14 protein-coding genes are annotated in these 16627 nt (G+C 69.4%); 8 read left to right on the top strand and 6 right to left on the bottom strand.

Annotated features, from left to right (window positions below; genetic code table 11):
• The first annotated feature begins 312 nt into the window (after positions 1-312).
• The 7 genes from AC1C2R_RS06760 to AC1C2R_RS06790 all read left to right on the top strand — a co-directional run bounded on the left by AC1C2R_RS06760 (position 313) and on the right by AC1C2R_RS06790 (position 7785).
• Entirely contained in the window at positions 313-1839 is a 1527-nt protein-coding gene (locus tag AC1C2R_RS06760) for a sugar ABC transporter ATP-binding protein (protein WP_495379424.1), read from the top strand.
• Positions 1836-2861: an ABC transporter permease gene (locus AC1C2R_RS06765; protein WP_495351743.1), complete on the top strand. Its 1026-nt coding sequence runs from the start codon at positions 1836-1838 to the stop codon at positions 2859-2861. Before AC1C2R_RS06760 ends, AC1C2R_RS06765 begins: the two co-directional genes overlap by 4 nt.
• Positions 2861-3931 carry an ABC transporter permease gene (locus AC1C2R_RS06770; protein ID WP_495351744.1) on the top strand — a complete coding sequence of 357 codons (1071 nt, stop codon included), beginning with the start codon at positions 2861-2863 and terminating at the stop codon, positions 3929-3931. Before AC1C2R_RS06765 ends, AC1C2R_RS06770 begins: the two co-directional genes overlap by 1 nt.
• A 64-nt stretch (positions 3932-3995) precedes the next feature.
• Positions 3996-5033 (top strand): rhamnose ABC transporter substrate-binding protein, encoded by a 1038-nt coding sequence (gene rhaS / locus AC1C2R_RS06775; protein WP_495380382.1) that lies wholly within the window; start codon positions 3996-3998, stop codon positions 5031-5033.
• 179 nt (positions 5034-5212) lie between these two features.
• Positions 5213-5578: an L-rhamnose mutarotase gene (locus tag AC1C2R_RS06780; protein ID WP_495379425.1), complete on the top strand. Its 366-nt coding sequence runs from the start codon at positions 5213-5215 to the stop codon at positions 5576-5578.
• 84 nt (positions 5579-5662) lie between these two features.
• Positions 5663-6829 (top strand): L-rhamnose isomerase, encoded by a 1167-nt coding sequence (gene rhaI, locus AC1C2R_RS06785; RefSeq protein ID WP_495379426.1) that lies wholly within the window; start codon positions 5663-5665, stop codon positions 6827-6829.
• Positions 6830-6858: 29 nt separating this feature from the next.
• A complete protein-coding gene (locus tag AC1C2R_RS06790; protein WP_495379427.1) occupies positions 6859-7785 on the top strand; it encodes an alpha/beta hydrolase in 927 nt (308 codons plus the stop codon).
• A gap of 48 nt (positions 7786-7833) precedes the next feature.
• On the opposite strand, the gene xylB is transcribed toward AC1C2R_RS06790, so the two are convergent.
• The 5 genes from xylB to AC1C2R_RS06815 form a co-directional block, all read right to left on the bottom strand.
• Positions 7834-9249, bottom strand: a complete 1416-nt coding sequence (xylB, locus tag AC1C2R_RS06795) for a xylulokinase (protein WP_495379428.1) — start codon at positions 9247-9249, stop codon at positions 7834-7836.
• A 46-nt stretch (positions 9250-9295) separates the two neighbouring features.
• A complete protein-coding gene (locus AC1C2R_RS06800; RefSeq protein ID WP_495351750.1) occupies positions 9296-10363 on the bottom strand; it encodes a substrate-binding domain-containing protein in 1068 nt (355 codons plus the stop codon).
• An 88-nt stretch (positions 10364-10451) separates the two neighbouring features.
• Positions 10452-11465: an ABC transporter permease gene (locus AC1C2R_RS06805; protein ID WP_495379429.1), complete on the bottom strand. Its 1014-nt coding sequence runs from the start codon at positions 11463-11465 to the stop codon at positions 10452-10454.
• Complete coding sequence (locus tag AC1C2R_RS06810; protein WP_495379430.1) at positions 11462-13051, bottom strand: sugar ABC transporter ATP-binding protein; 1590 nt, start codon at positions 13049-13051, stop codon at positions 11462-11464. Before AC1C2R_RS06810 ends, AC1C2R_RS06805 begins: the two co-directional genes overlap by 4 nt.
• Positions 13048-14091: an NAD(P)-dependent alcohol dehydrogenase gene (locus AC1C2R_RS06815; protein WP_495351753.1), complete on the bottom strand. Its 1044-nt coding sequence runs from the start codon at positions 14089-14091 to the stop codon at positions 13048-13050. Before AC1C2R_RS06815 ends, AC1C2R_RS06810 begins: the two co-directional genes overlap by 4 nt.
• Positions 14092-14248: 157 nt before the next feature.
• On the opposite strand from AC1C2R_RS06815, the gene AC1C2R_RS06820 reads away from it, so the two are divergent.
• A complete protein-coding gene (locus tag AC1C2R_RS06820; RefSeq protein WP_495351754.1) occupies positions 14249-15187 on the top strand; it encodes a sugar-binding transcriptional regulator in 939 nt (312 codons plus the stop codon).
• Here AC1C2R_RS06820 and AC1C2R_RS06825 read toward each other — a convergent pair.
• Entirely contained in the window at positions 15165-16613 is a 1449-nt protein-coding gene (locus tag AC1C2R_RS06825; RefSeq protein ID WP_495379431.1) for a rhamnulokinase, read from the bottom strand. The two genes, AC1C2R_RS06820 and AC1C2R_RS06825, sit on opposite strands and share 23 nt — an antisense overlap.
• Between the last annotated feature and the right edge of the window lie 14 nt (positions 16614-16627).

Consider the following 16627-nt stretch of genomic DNA (forward strand, 5'->3'; position numbering starts at 1 on the left):
TCTCGTCATTGAGAGGGCCGCGCAGCGACCACCGGCAGTTCGCCGGCGCGTCGTCGCGCACCGTGTTTGAAACGATTCAAACAGTGTCGGTTCGACGAATCTATCACACAGCCGCGTCGGAGGCTCGTCCGATCCGGAGCCGGGCGCCGAGCGCGACTTCGACATGACCCCTGGTCACGGACGGCAGCACGGTGCGGCGCGACTTGACACCACCGGCGCGTTCGACGTACATTTCTAGGATTCCCGTGAAACGATTCAACCCGATTCGCTTCCCATCCGCACAGTGGCTCGCCGCAGTTGAGGTCCAAATCAATGACGATTCCCCCCGATAACCCCGGCCGCGCACCGGCGTTGGAACTCCGCGACGTCGAGAAGTCATTCGGGTCCGTCGTGGCGCTCCGCTCGGCCACGATCGAGGTGTACGCGGGCTCCATCCACGCCCTCGTCGGCGAGAACGGCGCGGGCAAGTCGACGCTCGTGAAGATCGTCGCCGGCCTCTACCGCCGCGACGCAGGTGTCTTCCGCTTCGGCGGCGACGACGTCGACTTCACCTCGACCGCCGAGTCGAAAGCCGCGGGCATCGCGGTCATCTACCAGGAGCCCACGCTCTTCCCCGACCTCTCGGTCACCGAGAACGTTTTCATGGGCCGCCAGCCGACCGGCCGCTTCGGCCGTATCGACCGCAAGGCGATGCGGAGCGAGGTCGACGGACTGTTCCAGCGTCTCGGCGTGCGCATCGACCCCGACCGCCCGGCCGAGGGCCTTTCGATCGCCGACCAGCAGGTCATCGAGATCGCCAAGGCCATCTCGCTCGACGCGAAGCTGCTCATCATGGATGAGCCGACCGCCGCCCTCTCGGGCGTCGAGGTCGACCGCCTCTTCCAGATCGCCCGGAGCCTGCGCGACGAGGGCCGCGCCCTCATCTTCATCTCGCACCGCTTCGACGAGGTCTTCGACCTCTGCGACACCGTCACCGTGATGCGCGACGGCTCGTACATCTCCACGAACCGCATCGCCGACACGAGCGTCGATGAGATCGTGAAGCAGATGGTCGGGCGCGAGGTCACCGACCTCTTCCCGAAGCAGCCCGCGACGATCGGCGCTCCGCTGCTCGAGGTCGACGGCCTCACGAGCGCCGGCGTCTTCCACGACATCAGCTTCACCGTTCGCGCGGGTGAGATCGTCGCCCTCGCCGGCCTCGTCGGCGCGGGTCGCAGCGAGGTGGCCCGCGCGGTCTTCGGCGTCGACCCCTACCAGGCCGGCACCGTGCGTCTCAGCGGCAAGCCGGTGCCCGCGAAGAACCCGACCGCGGCGATGCGCCAGGGCCTCGCCCTCGTGCCGGAAGATCGCCGCAAGCAGGGCCTCGTGCTCGACTCGAGCGTCTCCCACAACACGACCCTCGCGATCCGCGAGCAGCTCGCCAAGTTCGGTCTCATCACCTCGAGCATCGAGAACCGGGCGGCGCGGGTGTGGGCCAGCCGGCTCGAGGTGAAGGCCAACGCGCTCAGCACCGTCGCCGGCACCCTCTCGGGCGGCAACCAGCAGAAGGTCGTGCTCGGCAAGTGGCTCGCCACCGAGCCGACGGTGCTCATCATCGACGAGCCGACCCGCGGCATCGACGTCGGCACGAAGTCCGAAGTGCACCGCTTGCTCTCCGAGCTCGCCGGCCAGGGCATGGGCATCCTCATGATCTCCTCCGAACTGCCCGAGGTGCTCGGCATGGCAGATCGGGTGCTCGTGATGCGCGAAGGGCGCATCACCGCCGAGATCGACCGCGCCGACGCGACATCCGAGAACGTCATGTTCGCCGCGACCCACGCCGAGGAGCAGCACTCGTGAGCACCGCGACCACCACCCCGACCTCCAATGTGACGAAGCGCCTCGGCGCCATCGGCAAGGCCCGTGAACTCGGCATCCTGCTCGCCCTCGTCATCGTCGTGATCGCGGCGACCGCAGCGAACCCGAACTTCCTGTTCAGCGCAGACGGATGGCGCGACCTGCTGCTGACGCCGTCGATTCTGGTGCTCGTGGCCATCGGGCAGGCGATCGTGCTGATCACCCGCAACGTCGACCTCTCGGTCGGCTCGGTGCTCGGCCTGACCGCCTATATGACCGGGCGACTGTTCATCGACATCCCCGGCATCCCGATCATCGTGGTGTTCGTCATCGCGATCGTGTTCGGCGGTCTCCTCGGCCTGATCAACGGAGCACTCGTCGCCTTCGCGAAGGTGCCGGCGATGGTCATCACCCTCGGCACGCTCTACGCCTACCGCGGCATCAACGTGCTCTGGACCGGCAGCGACCGGGTGAACGCCTCCGACCTGCCGAAGGACTTCCTCGCGCTCGGCACGGGGCAGATCCTCACCATCCCGATCCTCACGATCATCGCGTTCGTGGTGCTCGTGATCGCCGCCTGGTACATGAAGAACACCCGCGGCGGCCGCGAGTTCTACGCGATCGGCTCCGACCCCGCTGCGGCGGAGCTCTACGGCCTGCGCATCACGCGGCGCCTGCTGACCGCGTTCGTGCTCTCGGGCGCGCTGGCCGGACTCGGCGGGGTGCTCTACGCCGCCCGCTACGGCACGATCAACTCGCAGGCCGGTTCGGGCTGGGAGCTCGACGCGGTCGGTGCCGCCGTCATCGGCGGCGTCGCGATCGTGGGCGGTGTCGGCTCGGTCTGGGGCGCGGCGATCGGTGCGGTGCTGCTGCTCACGATCAACCGGGCCCTGCCGATCCTCGGCATCCCCGACTTCTGGCAGCGCGCCGTCGTCGGCGTGCTCATCATCGGTGCGATCGTGCTCGACCGCGTGCTCGCCGTACGCCAGAAACGCAAGCTCCTCGAAGCAAGGGACGAAAGCTGATGACGAGCCTCATCCACTCGACCGGCACGGCGACTCGCCAGTACCGGGACTACGACCGGCCGCTCTGGAAGCGGGTGCTGCTGACCCGCGAGATGGCGATCATCGCCCTGCTCGTCATCGTCGTCGTCGTCGCATCGCTGACCGTGCGCGGGTTCGCCCAGCCGATCACCACGACCTACCTCATCCTCGATGTGGCGCCGATCCTGCTCATCGCCCTGCCGATGACCCTCATCATGATCACGGGCGAGATCGACCTCTCGGTCGCGAGTGTCGTCGGACTCTCGAGCGTCGTGACCGGCGTGCTCACCCAGGGCGGGGTGCCCTTCGAGGTGGCGGCCCTCGTCGCCCTCCTCGTCGGCGGCATCGGCGGCGCCTTCAACGGCTTCCTCGTCACCGTCGTCGGCCTGCCCTCGCTGGCCGTCACGATCGGTACGCTCGCACTCTTCCGCGGGCTCGCCGTCGGCCTCCTCGGCACGACCGCGGTCACCGACTTCCCCGAGTTCTGGACCGACCTCGCCAAGGCGAAGCTCGGCGCCACGGGCATCCCGCTCATCATCATCCCGTTCCTCGTGCTGCTCGTCGTGTTCGCGGTTCTCCTGCATTTCACGCCGTTCGGGCGCGGCATCTTCGCGATCGGCCTCTCGAAGGAGGCCGCGGCCTTCTCGGGCGTGAACGTGGCTCGCACGAAGTTCATCCTCTTCGTGTTCGCCGGCCTGGTCTCGGCGTTCGCGGGCATCTACTACACGCTGCGGTTCGGCAGCGCCCGCGGCGACAACGCGACCGGCTTGGAACTGCAGGTCATCGCCGCGGTCGTGCTCGGCGGAGTGAGCGTCTTCGGTGGTCGCGGCGCACTCCACGGCGTCGTCGCCGGCGTGCTGCTCATCGGCGTGCTCGCGAGTGCACTGCGACTCGCGAACGTCACCTCCGACGTCATCAACATCATCACCGGGGCGCTGCTCGTGATCTCGGTGGTGTCTTCGAGCTTCCTGGCCTGGCTGCAGGGGCGACGACAGTCGCAGCGGCAGGCGTCGGGGGGAACACCGCGCGTCGAGGTCTCCACAGCAGGGTAACCGGACCGCACCACCGTCGATGCGAACAGCACATCGGCGCCATCCAATGAAGGGACGAACAACGATGTTGTTTCAGAAGAAGACCCGCATCGCGGCGCTCGCCGCACTCGCGGTGAGCATCGCGCTCGTGGCGACCGGCTGTGCTGCCGGCGACTCGGGCTCCGGCGGCGAAGGCGAGGGCGACGGCGGCAACCTGGCGATCACGTTCCTGCCGAAGAACCTCGGCAACCCGTACTTCGACACCTCGAACGCCGGTGGCGAAGAGGCGATCGACGAGTTCGGCGGCACGTTCGCCGAGGTCGGGCCCGCCGAGGCGACGCCCGACGGCCAGGTCAGCTACATCAACACGCTCACCCAGCAGGGCGTCGGCGCGATCGTCGTCTCGGCGAACGACCCGAAGGCGATCTGCGACGCGCTCAACGAGGCGCGTGACGCAGGGGTCAAGGTCGTCACGTTCGACTCCGACACCAACGCCGACTGCCGCGACCTGTTCGTGAACCAGGCCGACTCCGAGGGCATCGCCAAGGTGCAGGTCGACCTCATCGCCGAGCAGATCGGCGATGCGGGCGAGATCGCCGTGCTGTCGGCATCGGCGAACGCCACGAACCAGAACGCCTGGATCGAGCTCATGAAGGAAGAGCTCGCAGCGAGCCACCCCGACATCGAGGTCGTCGAGGTCGTCTACGGCGACGACGATGACCAGACCTCGTTCGACAAGACGGCTGCACTGCTGCAGACCCACCCGAACCTGAAGGGCATCGTCTCGCCGACGACCGTCGGCATTGCCGCGGCCGCGCGCTACCTGCAGACCTCGGAGTACAAGGGCAAGGTCGCACTGACCGGCCTCGGCACCCCGAACCAGATGCGCGAGTACGTCGAAGACGGCACCGTCACGGCGTTCGCCCTGTGGAACCCGGCCGACCTCGGCTACCTCTCGGCGTTCGCAGCGAAGGCGCTCATCGAGGGCGACATCACCGGAGCCGAAGGCGACACCTTCGACGCCGGCAAGCTCGGCGAGTACACGGTCGGCGCTGACGGCGTGGTGCTGCTCGGCGACCCGTACGTGTTCGACGCGGATAACATCGGCGACTTCGACTTCTAGTCGATTGTTGCGGGGCGGGGCCCGGCCGATTCCATTCGGCCGGGCCTCACCCTTCCGCCCGCGCGGGCGCACACGTAGACTCGACGTGGAAAGCGCATTCCCGACTCCAGCCCAGTTGCGGCCTCGGGGTGCAGACCGTAATATTGAAACGATTCAGAATGAGAGATGGGAACTCGAGCATGAGTGCGACGCACGCCGATGAGCGAGTCTGCTTCCAATTGCAGGTCGACCCCGCGCGCCTCGATGAATACCGCGCCCGCCACGCGACCGTCTGGCCCGAGATGCTGCGTGCGATCGCGGCATCCGGTCGTCGCAACTACTCACTCTTCCTCCGCCCCGACGGCCTCCTCATCGGGTACTACGAGACCGACGACGACGTGGCATCGCAAGCGTCCCTCGAACTCGACCCGCGCACCGCGGCATGGGAGGCCGACATGGCCGAGTTCTTCATCTCCCTCGACGGACGCCCCGACCAGGCCGCCCCCCGACTCCCCGAGGTGTTCCACCTCGAAGACCAACTCACCGCACTCGGCGACGAGCGGTGAACGACCAATGACGACCAGACCGGCGCACCGCCATCGGGCCCCGCGCACCAGACCGACCAACAGACACACCGGAAAGAGCCACTCGTGAGCATCCTCTCAACCGACATCCTCGGCCAGCTCGGCCGGCAGGCCATCGAGCTGCCCTCGTGGGCGTTCGGAAACTCGGGCACCCGCTTCAAGGTGTTCGCGACGCCCGGCACACCCCGCGACCCATTCGAGAAGATCGCGGATGCCGCGCAGGTGCACAAGTTCACCGCGCTCGCCCCGACAGTGGCGCTGCACATCCCGTGGGACAAGGTCGACGACTACGGCGTGCTGCGCACATACGCCGAAGACCACGGGGTCAGCCTCGGCACCGTCAACTCGAACACCTTCCAAGACGACGACTACAAGTTCGGCGCCCTCACCCACGAAGATGCCGCCGTGCGCCGCAAGGCGATCGACCACCACCTCGAGTGCATCGACATCATGCACGCGACGGGCTCGCGCGACCTGAAGATCTGGCTCGCCGAGGGTTCGAACTACCCGGGCCAGGCCGACCTGCGCGGCCGTCAAGACCGCCTGCACGACTCGCTCGGCGAGATCTACGCCCGACTCGGCGATGAGCAGCGCCTCGTGCTCGAGTACAAGTTCTTCGAGCCGGCGTTCTACCACACCGACGTTCCCGACTGGGGCACGAGCTACGTGCAGGTCGCCGCTCTCGGCGACAAGGCGATGGTCTGCCTCGACACCGGCCACCACGCGCCGGGCACCAACATCGAGTTCATCGTCATGCAGCTGCTGCGCCTCGGCAAGCTCGGCTCGTTCGACTTCAACTCGCGCTTCTACGCCGACGACGACCTCATCGTCGGCGCGGCCGACCCGTACCAACTGTTCCGCATCCTCTTCGAGGTCATCCGCGGCGGCGGCTTCAACGACCCCGACGTGGCATTCATGCTCGACCAGTGCCACAACATCGAAGACAAGGTGCCCGGCCAGATCCGCTCCGTGCTGAACGTGCAGGAGATGACCGCCCGCGCCCTGCTCGTCGACACCGAGGCACTCCGCGCGGCGCAACTGTCGGGCGACGTGCTCGAGGCCAACCGCATCTTCATGGACGCCTTCTACACCGACGTGCGGCCCGCCCTCGCCGAGTGGCGCGAGTCGCGCGGCCTGCCCGCCGACCCCATGGCCGCCTTCGCGGCATCCGGCTACCTGCAGCAGATCGCGACCGACCGCGTCGGCGGCGTGCAGGCCGGCTGGGGCGCCTGAGGGACTCCAGCGAGACGAGGGGTGAGCGGATGTCACGAGTGAACACGCCGTACGCGGCGGCCGACGGTCTCGTACGGGTGTATCCGGCGGGCACGGATGCCGCAACGGGCGCACGGGCCCCAGGCGCATTGACGCCGGGGCTCGTCTGGGCGCACGGCGGCGGCTTCGCAGGGGGCGACCTCGACATGCCCGAGGCGCACTGGGTCGCGGGCGCGATCGCCGACCGCGGCATCACGGTCGTCTCGGTCGACTACCGCCACGCGGGCGGCGGCTTCCGCTACCCCGTGCCGTCCGACGACATCCTGACCGCCTGGCGGTGGACACTCGACCACGTCGACGAGCTCGGCATCGACCCCGCTCGCCTCGCGATCGGCGGCGCGAGCGCCGGCGGCAACCTCGTGACGGGCGCCGTACTGCGCCTACGCGGGCAAGACCGCGGGCCGAGTAGCGAGCGAAGCGAGCGTATCGAGACCCCCGCACGGGGCGCCGAGACGGATGCCTCTTCGCCGCTGCCGACTCGCCCGCCCGCAGGCATCTTCCTCGCCTACCCGACCCTCCTCGCGTGGCAGCCGGCACCGGACGCCACACTGCGGGCGTTGATCGACGCGAACCCCGCGGCCGCTCACAGCTCCACCTACGTGCACGACATGTACGTGAACTACTTCGGCGGGCCGCTCGACGACGCCCCGCTCGACGTGGCGCCCGGTCGCGCCGCGGCATCCGACCTCGCCGGCTTCCCGCCGGTGCTCATGATCAACAGCGAGATCGACAACCTTCGCGTCTCGGGCGAGGTCTTCGCCGAGACGCTCGTCGAAGCCCGCGTGCCGCTCGAGCTCTTCGCCGAGCCCGGCGCCCTGCACGGTCACCTGAACCGACCCGACGAGCCTGCGGCATCCGCTTCGATCGAGCGCATCGCGGGCTGGTTCGCCCGCGGCTTCATTCCCGACGCCGGCTGAGCGCCGGTTGGCCGCTGCCGCCGCCACCTCAACCACTGCCGCCACCCCTCAGACGCGCGGCGCCCTCGACGCGTACGCCGCCCGAATCGCGGGCAGGTGAGCGGATCCGACCGCTCGCTCATGCCCGACCGGCCAGTCGGGTCGCGCGCCGGTGAGCGCCCACGCGGCCTGCACCGCGGCACCTGCCGCGACGTATTCGGCCGGCGCCGGCACCACGACGGGTACGTCGAACACCTGTGCGGCCACCTCGACCAGCGCGGGATTCTGCGCGGCGCCGCCGATGAGCAGCACCCGCTCGGCCGTCACTCCGCACGCGCGCACCGCGTCGAGGCCGTCGGCGAGGCCACACAACAGGCCCTCCATCGCGGCGCGGGCGAGGTTCTCACGGGTGGTGGAGGCGAGGGTCAGACCGAACAGCGTCGCGGTCGCGTCGGGCAGGTTCGGCGTGCGCTCCCCTTCGAAGTAGGGCTGAAGCACGAGCCCGTTCGATCCCGGCTGGGCCGTCGCCGCGAGCGCCGCGAGACCGTCGTGGTCGACGCCGAGCAGGCGGCTGACGGCGTCGAGCACGCGCGCGGCGTTGAGGGTCGCAACGAGCGGCAGGTGGTGTCCGCTCGCGTCGGCGAAGCCCGCGACGACGCCCGTTGGATCGTGCGTCGGCGTCGCGGACACCGCGAACACCGTGCCGCTCGTGCCGATCGAGACGATCGCGTCGCCGAGGTGCGCATCGAGGCCGAGTGCGGCGCCGGCATTGTCGCCCGCGCCGACGGCGACGATCGCCCCGGTGGATGTCTCGCCCTGGCGCTCGTCCGGTCCGAGCACGCGTGGCAGCACCGGCACCCGGCCGAAGGCGTGCTGCACGAGACCCAGGTCGTACTCCCCCGTGGTCGCCGACCAATAGGCCGTGCCGCTCGCGTCGGAGCGGTCGGTGGCGAGCTCGTGCAGCGCGGGGCCGAGCCGGCTCTCCGTTGCTGGACCGAAGCCGCGGAGCCGCCACGACAACCAGTCGTGCGGGAGCGCGAGTGCCGCCACCCGCTCCGCATTCCGCGGCTCGGCGTCACGCAGCCACCGCAGCTTCGCGGCGGTGAACGAGGCGACGGGTACGACGCCGACGCGGCGCGCCCACTCCTCTGCGCCGAGTTCGGCGACGAGGTCGGCGGCGGCGGCGGCACTGCGCGTGTCGTTCCAGAGCAGGGCGGGGCGGATGACGCGGCCCCCGGCATCGAGCGCCACGAGCCCGTGCTGCTGTGCAGCGACCGAGAGCGCGGCGACATCCGACATACCGCCGGCGTCGGCGATCGCGGTCTGGAGCGCGTGCCACCAGGCTTCCGGATCGACCTCGGTGCCCGGAGGATGGGGCGCGCGGCCCGTGCGCACGATCGCGCCGGTGGCGAGGTCTCGCACCACCACCTTGCAGCTCTGCGTCGATGAATCGATGCCGGCGACGAGCACGTCGCTCCCTTCCACGCGCGAACGGAGGGAGGAGCCTCGGGGCTCCTCCCTCCGTTCGTCGCTACTTCGTCTGGCCGGTGAGCCCCTCGAAGGCGATATCGCCCGTGAGGAGGTTCGCGTTCGTCATCTCGGTGAGCTGGTCGAGGAAGGCGGGACGCTCGGTCACGACGTGCTCGATCGCCTCGCCCACATTGTCCTCGGTGATCGCGGGCATGAGGTAGACCGGGTTCTTCTCAACCTTCTCGCCCCGCACGACCGCGGCGGCGTAGGCAACGCCGGCCGAGAGCTCGACCGTGCCGTTCTGCAGCGAGGTGCCGATGAAGTCGCCGTTCTTCACCGCCGTGAGTCCGTCGGCGATGCCGTCGATGCCGACGATCGGCACACCGGTGATGCCGGCCTCCTTGAACGCCTGCAGTGCGCCGAGGCCCATGTCGTCGTTCTGCGCGATGACGCCGTCGATCTGGTCGCCGAACGCGGAGATCCAGTTCTTGACCTTGTTCACGGCCTCGTCGCGCTTCCAGTTGGCGGTGTCCTTGGCGAGCACCGTGACCCCGGGGTTCTCGGCGAGCACGTTGTCGATGCCCTGGCCGCGATTGATCTCGCCCGAGCCGCCGAGCGGACCCTGCAGGATGATGACGTTGCCCTTGCCACCGAGCGCCTCCATCATCATCCCGGCCTCCTGCTCACCGGCGGCGACGTCGTCGGGCTGCACGCTGCCAGTGAGGTCCTCGCTGTCGAGCGAGGCGTTGACGTCGAAGAAGGGGATGCCGGCGGCCTTCGCCGAGGCGATCTGCGGCTGCAGCGAGTCGGCCTGCACGGGGATGACGACGATCGCGTCGACACCCGCCGTGACGTACTGGTCGACCTGGGTCGCCTGCGTGTTGACGTCGAGGCTCGCCGAGTTCCAGAGGATCTCGATGTTGTTGTCCTCGGCGTAGCGGTCGATGCCCTCCTTGCCCTCGGTGACGAAGGACGACATGTCGTAGACGCTCACGCCGATCGTGATGCGCTCCTCGCCGCTGTCGTCGGACTGGTTGGCCGTCGGGTCGCCTGCGCCGCAGCCGGAGAGCAGCAGTGCTGCGGCTGCGGTCGTGGCGACCGACGCGATGACGCGCTTGGTGATCGTCATGTGATTCCTCTTTCTCGGTTCTCGGATGGAAAACGGTGGGTCTGCAGTGGTGGAACGGCGGCGGCGTCTCGGATGAGCTCGAGGCGGATCAGCGGGAGCGGCGACGTGTGGCCCACACGTCGACGCCGACGGCGGCGACGATGAGCACGCCCTTGATGACCTTCTGCCAGTACGACGGAACGGTGAGGATGTCGAGCCCGTTGTTGAGCGTCTGGATGAGCAGGAGCCCGAGCGCGGTGCCCCAGATCGAGCCGCGCCCGCCGAGAAGGCTGGCACCGCCGATGACGACGGCCGCGATGGCGTCGAGCTCGTATCCGGTGCCGAGGTTCGGTGCGCCGAGGGTCACGCGGCTCGCGAGCATGACGCCGGAGATTCCGGCGAGCAGCCCCGAGATCGCGTAGACGCTGTACACGATGCGGCCGACGCCGACACCGGCGATGCGGGCCGCGACGGGGTTGCCGCCGATCGCGTACACCCGCATGCCCCAGGCGGTGCGCCGCATGATGACGGCGAGCCCCACGATGCCGACGATCATGAGGATGACGGGGAGCGTCAGCCCGAGGATCTGGGTGTTGGCGATGCGGTCGAAGTCGGCGGGGAGTCCGGTGATCGGTGCGCCGTTGCCCGCGACGTAGGCGACGCCGGAGGCGAGAGTCAGCATGCCGAGCGTCGCGATGAACGGCGGCACCTTCATCACCGACACCACGAAGCCGTTGATCGAGCCGGCGATCAAGCCGACGATCATGCCGGCCACGACGGCGAGCCAGATCTGGTCGGGGAACGCCTTCGCCGTCAGGGCGCCGAACACCGCGGCCGCCGCGATGACGCTGCCGACGGAGAGGTCGATGCCTCCCGTCAGGATCACCAGGGTCTGCCCGAGCGCGATGAGCGCGAACGGTGCGGCGGCGACGAGGATCGTGGTGAGGTTCTCGACCGTGCCGAAGCGGGCGCTTCGATAGAGGAAGAAGGCGATGATGAGCACCAGCACGATGACCATTGCGTAACGGATGGCGACGTCGCCGAACCAGGCCGCGCTGAAACGGCGGACGTCGGTATCGGCCGCACGCTTCGCGGTGGCCGGTGCGGTCTTCAGGTCGGTCATGCGTTGCTGTCCTTCGGCTGTGAGGGAATCGAGTCCGGCGCGCTCTCGGCGAGGCCGCTCGCAAGGCGGAAGATGCGGTCCTGGACGGTGGGCTCGGCGAGCTCGGCGCGGCTCAGTTCGCCGACGATCGAGCCGTCTCGCAGCACGAGCGCCCGGTGCGAGAGGCTGAGGATCTCGGGCATGTCGCTCGAGGCCATGACGACGGCCATGCCCGAGGCTGCGAGTCGCGTGATGATGCGATAGATCTCGCTCCGCGCGCCGACATCGACGCCGCGGGTCGGCTCGTCGAGCAGGAGCACATCGACGTGCTCGGTGAGCCATCGGGCGAGCACGACCTTCTGCTGGTTGCCGCCCGAGAGCGTCTCCATCGTCTGGTCGAGTCCGCGACTGCGGAGCTGCACGGACTCCATGGCCGTCGAGACCGCTTCGACCCGGCTTTTGCCCTTGAGCCACCCGGCGACGCTGAACCCGCCGAGCCGGGGCAGCGTGCCGTTGGCCAGGATGTCCATCGAGAGCACCGCGCCGGCGCCCTTGCGATCTTCAGGCACGAGCGCCATCCCGGCGGTGATCGAGGCTTCGGGCCGGCCGCGCTTGATCGCCTTCCCGGCGACGCGGATGTCACCGGACGTCGACGGACGGATGCCGAAGATCGCCTCGATCAGTTCGGTGCGGCCCGCGCCGACGAGCCCCGCCAACCCGACGATCTCGCCGCGCCGCACCTGAAGGTCGGCAGGCACATGGGCGGGCGCGTAGCTGAGGCCCGTGACGCTGAGCACGGTCTCGGTGCCGGGAGGCCGGCGCTCGGGGAAGAGGTCCTCGAGCTCCCGGCCGATCATCGCCGTGACGATGTCGTCGTCGGTGAGCGCCGAGAGCGGCGAGTCGACGACGAGATTGCCGTCACGGAGGACGACGACCCGGTCGGCCGCATTCCGGATCTCCTCCATCTTGTGCGTCGTGAAGAGGATGGCGACTCCGCGATCGCGGAGCACGCGCATCGAGTCGAGCAGCCGCGCGACCTCGCGCTCGGCGATCGCGCTCGTGGGCTCGTCGAGCAGCAGCACCCGGGCGCCCGTGCTGGTGGCCTTGACGATCTCGACGATCTGGCGGATCCCGACCGGGAGGGAGCCCATGCGCACGCTCGGGTCGACGTCGACGCCGAACTCGGCGAGCAGTTCGGCGGACTCGCGGATCATCCGTCGCCGGTCGAGGAGACCGATGGCGTTCCGGCGTTCGCGCCCGATGAAGATGTTCTCGTAGACGGCCGTCTCGAGAATCGAGGCGAGCTCCTGCGGGACGATCGCGACGCCGTGCTGGTGCGCCGCTTTCGGCGAGCCGGCCGGCAGCTCGGTGCCGCGTACGAGCACTCGCCCCTCGTCGGGCCGGTATTGGCCGGACGCGATCTTCATGAGCGTGGACTTGCCGGCGCCGTTCTCGCCGGCGAGGGCGGTGATGGTGCCGGGTGCGAGCGCGAGGGTGACGCCCTTCAGCACTGGGACGCCGCCGAAGGACTTCCGCAGGTCGACGCACTCGAGCATCGCCGGAAGCTCGTTCGGCGCCGGCCGACTCGTCAGGGTGGCATCCGTCACCGAGCGCCTCCGGTGCTGCCCGGCCGGATGATGCTCTTCAGCGTCGCCGGGTCGGCCGAGGCCTCGAGTGCCTCTCGCACCTCGTCGAGACCGAAGTGGCCGGTGACGAGCGCGTCGAGGTCGACCCGGCCGTCGGCGACGAGCGCGATCGCGATCGGCCAGGTGTTGGCGTAGCGGAAGACACCTGTGACGTGGAGCTCGCGATTCTGGATGACGGACACGGGGAGGGCCACTTCGTCGGCGCCCATGCCGACGAGCACCGCGACGCCGGCGGGCCGGAGCGCGCGGACGCCGCCCTTCACGGCCACCGGCGCACCCGACGCGTCGATGAAGGCGTCGAATCCCTCGCCGAGGCCTTCGACGGCGGGGTCGATGACCCGGGTGGCGCCGTAGCGGAGCGCGACATCGCGACGCGCGCGCATCGGGTCGCTCACGACGATCTCGCTCGCACCGAAGGCCCGGGCGGTCTGGGCGGTCACGATGCCGATCGGCCCGGCGCCCGTGATGAGCACCCGGCTTCCCGGCCCGATGCCGGCCTTCTGTGCCGACCACACGCCGACGGAGAGCGGTTCCATGAGCGCCGCGGCTTCGAAGGAGACCGAATCCGGCACCGGGTGCGCGAAGTCGTCCTGGATGAGCACGTACTCGGCGAATGCGCCGTCGATCGGCGGCGTCGCATAGAACTGGATGTCGGGGCAGAGGTTGTACTGGCCGGCCTTGCAGCGTTCGCAGCGACGGCACGGTCGCTGCGGTTCGATCGACACGCGTTCGCCGATACGGCCGGCTTCGACGCCTGCGCCCGTTGCGACGATGACTCCGGATGCCTCGTGGCCGAGCACGAGGGGCGCCTCGACGACGAAGTCGCCGATGCGTCCTTCATGGAAGTAGTGCACGTCGGATCCGCAGACGCCCACGGCTTCGACGCGGATGAGCACCTCGCCGGCGTCGGGGTTCGGCACGGTGCGGACCTCGAGGGTCAGCTCACGCGCCCTGACCAGCACGCTTGCGCGCATCATCGTCGGCAGGTCCTGGTGCATCATCGGCTCCCCTCCGCGGCACGAACCGCGGCGATCTTGTGAGGTCTCTTCCGGGACGATAGATCACCGCTCACGGATGAGACAAATGCGCGCTCATATGAGCGCGTCGGCGCCGGTATGCTGACGGAGCACGCGCCGTGCAGACGAGAGCGGAGAGACCATGGGACCGGACGAGCTCGTACGGATCGCGCACGTCGCACGTCGCCACTACCTCGACGGATTGAACAAGATCGAGATCGCTGAAGAGCTCGACATCTCGCGCTTCAAGGTCGCCCGCATGCTCGAAGACGCCATGGGACACGGGATCGTGAAGATCACGATCGACGCGCCCGATTCGCTCGACCTCGAGCTCTCCATCGAGCTGCGCACGCGATTCGGCCTCTCGCGCGCACTCGCCGTGATCACCCCCGGCGCCGCACCCGAGCTCGTGCAAGACCGGCTGGGCCGCGCCACCGCCGAGCTCCTGGTCGAGATCGTCGAAGAAGGCGACGTGCTCGGGCTCACGGCAGGACGCACGCTCACGGCGATGGCCGGCCACCTCACCCGCATCGCCACGTGCGAGGTCGTGCAACTCGCGGGCGTCGCCGCGCCCACCCCCGAGAACGGCGTCGAGGTGATCCGCCGCGTCAGCCGCGCATCCGGGGGTCGCTCGCGCGCCATCTTCGCCCCGCTGCTCGTCGATGCCGCGTCGACGGCGTCCGCCCTCCGGCGGGAGCCCGGCATCCTCGAGACCTTCCGCCGCTTCGACTCGGTCACCAAGGCCGTGGTCGCGATCGGCAGCTGGAGCCCGCCCGACTCCCAGCTCTACGAGAGTGCCGAACGCGTCGGCATCCTCGACGAGCTGCTGGCCGCGGGCGTGCAGGCCGAAGTGTGCTCGACGCTCATCGGCGCCGACGGCACCACGATCGACCTCATCGCAGATCGCTCGCTGGCCATCTCCACGCACCAGTTGCGCGCCATACCCGAGGTGATCGCCGTCGCCGGCGGTTCGCTCAAGACCGCGGCCGTGGCCGCGGCGCTGCGCTCGGGGATGATCACGTCTCTCGTCACCGATGCCGCGCTCGCCCGGCGCCTGCTCACCGACGAGTCGGCCGCGTAGACTCGAAGCGACGCGTTTCCACCGAGCGCGCCACGATCGCCCGGAGCTCCGGGAGACCGCCCGTGAACACACCGGCCGCCCGTGCCTGCACGAGCAGGTTGCCGATCGCAGTGGCCTCCACCGGGCCAGCGACCACGGGCAGTCCGCTCGTCCGCGCGATGGTTCGGCACAACAGCTCCGACTGAGATCCACCGCCGACCACGTGGATCACGCGCGGTCTGACCCCGGCGAGGCCGGCGGCCACGGCGACCTGCTCCGCGGCGAACACCGCGAGGCTCTCGATCACGAGCCGCACGGTGTGCGCACGTGACGGCGGCCTCGGCAGGCCCGCGCGCTCCGCGGCATCCGCGATCCGCCCCGGCATCCGGCCCGGTCGCAGCAGCAGCGGGTCGCTCGTGTCGATCGTGCCGGGGATCGGAAGCCGGTCGGCCTCCTCGAACAGCGCAGTGCGCCTCGGTGCCGCCCCATCCTCGCCGAGGCCCCACTCCCGGAAGCACTCGTTGAGCAGCCAGAAGCCGGCGGTGATCCGCAGAAAACGCACGGTGGAGTCGAGGCCCAGCTCGTTCGTGAAGCCGGCGGCGCGTGCCGCCTTGCTGGTCACGGGGCGGTCGAGCTCCAGCCCGGTGAGCATCCAGGTACCGCACGAGACGTAGGCGAACTCTGCATCTCGCGCCGGAACGGCCGCCACCGCCGAGGCGGTGTCGTGCGAGGGCGCCGTCACGATGAGCGTCGATTCGCCGCGCCCACCGTACGCGCGGTCGAGTTCGCCGATGACCATGCCCGCGCCCACGACCTCGGGGAAGATCTGCGGCGGGAGACCGAGCGCTGCGATGCGCTCCACATCCCAGCCCGAGCCGAGCGGCAGCGCGAGCCCGGTGCACGACACATTGGTCGCCTCTGCGACTTCGGCGCCGCCGAGCCAGTTCGCGATGAGATCGGGGATGAACAAGAGCCGGCGCGCGCTCTCGAGCCGGCCGGCCGCACGATCCGCCGCCAGCTGGTAGAGCGTCATGAAGGGCAGCGCGGTGACGCCGGTCTCGGCGAAGGACGCCTCGGGCGGCAGCGCCGAATGCACCGGCTCGACCTGCGCGAGCGTGCGCGGGTCGCGCTGATGGAACGGTGCGTCGATCAGTCCCCCGGCACCGACCAGACCGTAGTCTCCCGACCACGCGTCGACGGCGACACTGTGCAACGGTCGGGTGCCACGCGCCGAGCGCAGGGCCGCGGTGGAGTCGCGGAACAGACGCTCGACGTCCCAGCGCAGGCCGAATTCGTCGCTGAACGAATGACTCCTGAAGCGATGGATCCCATCGATGAGGAGACGGTCGGGCGTGACGCTCGCGGTGGCGACGCGCCCGCTCGATCCACCCAAGTCGATGGCCGCCGCGCGGAAGACGCCGTCACCGGCGCCGACACGATGTGGCATGGGATCAACCCTAG

The organism is Agromyces sp. Y182, from assembly GCF_059445385.1.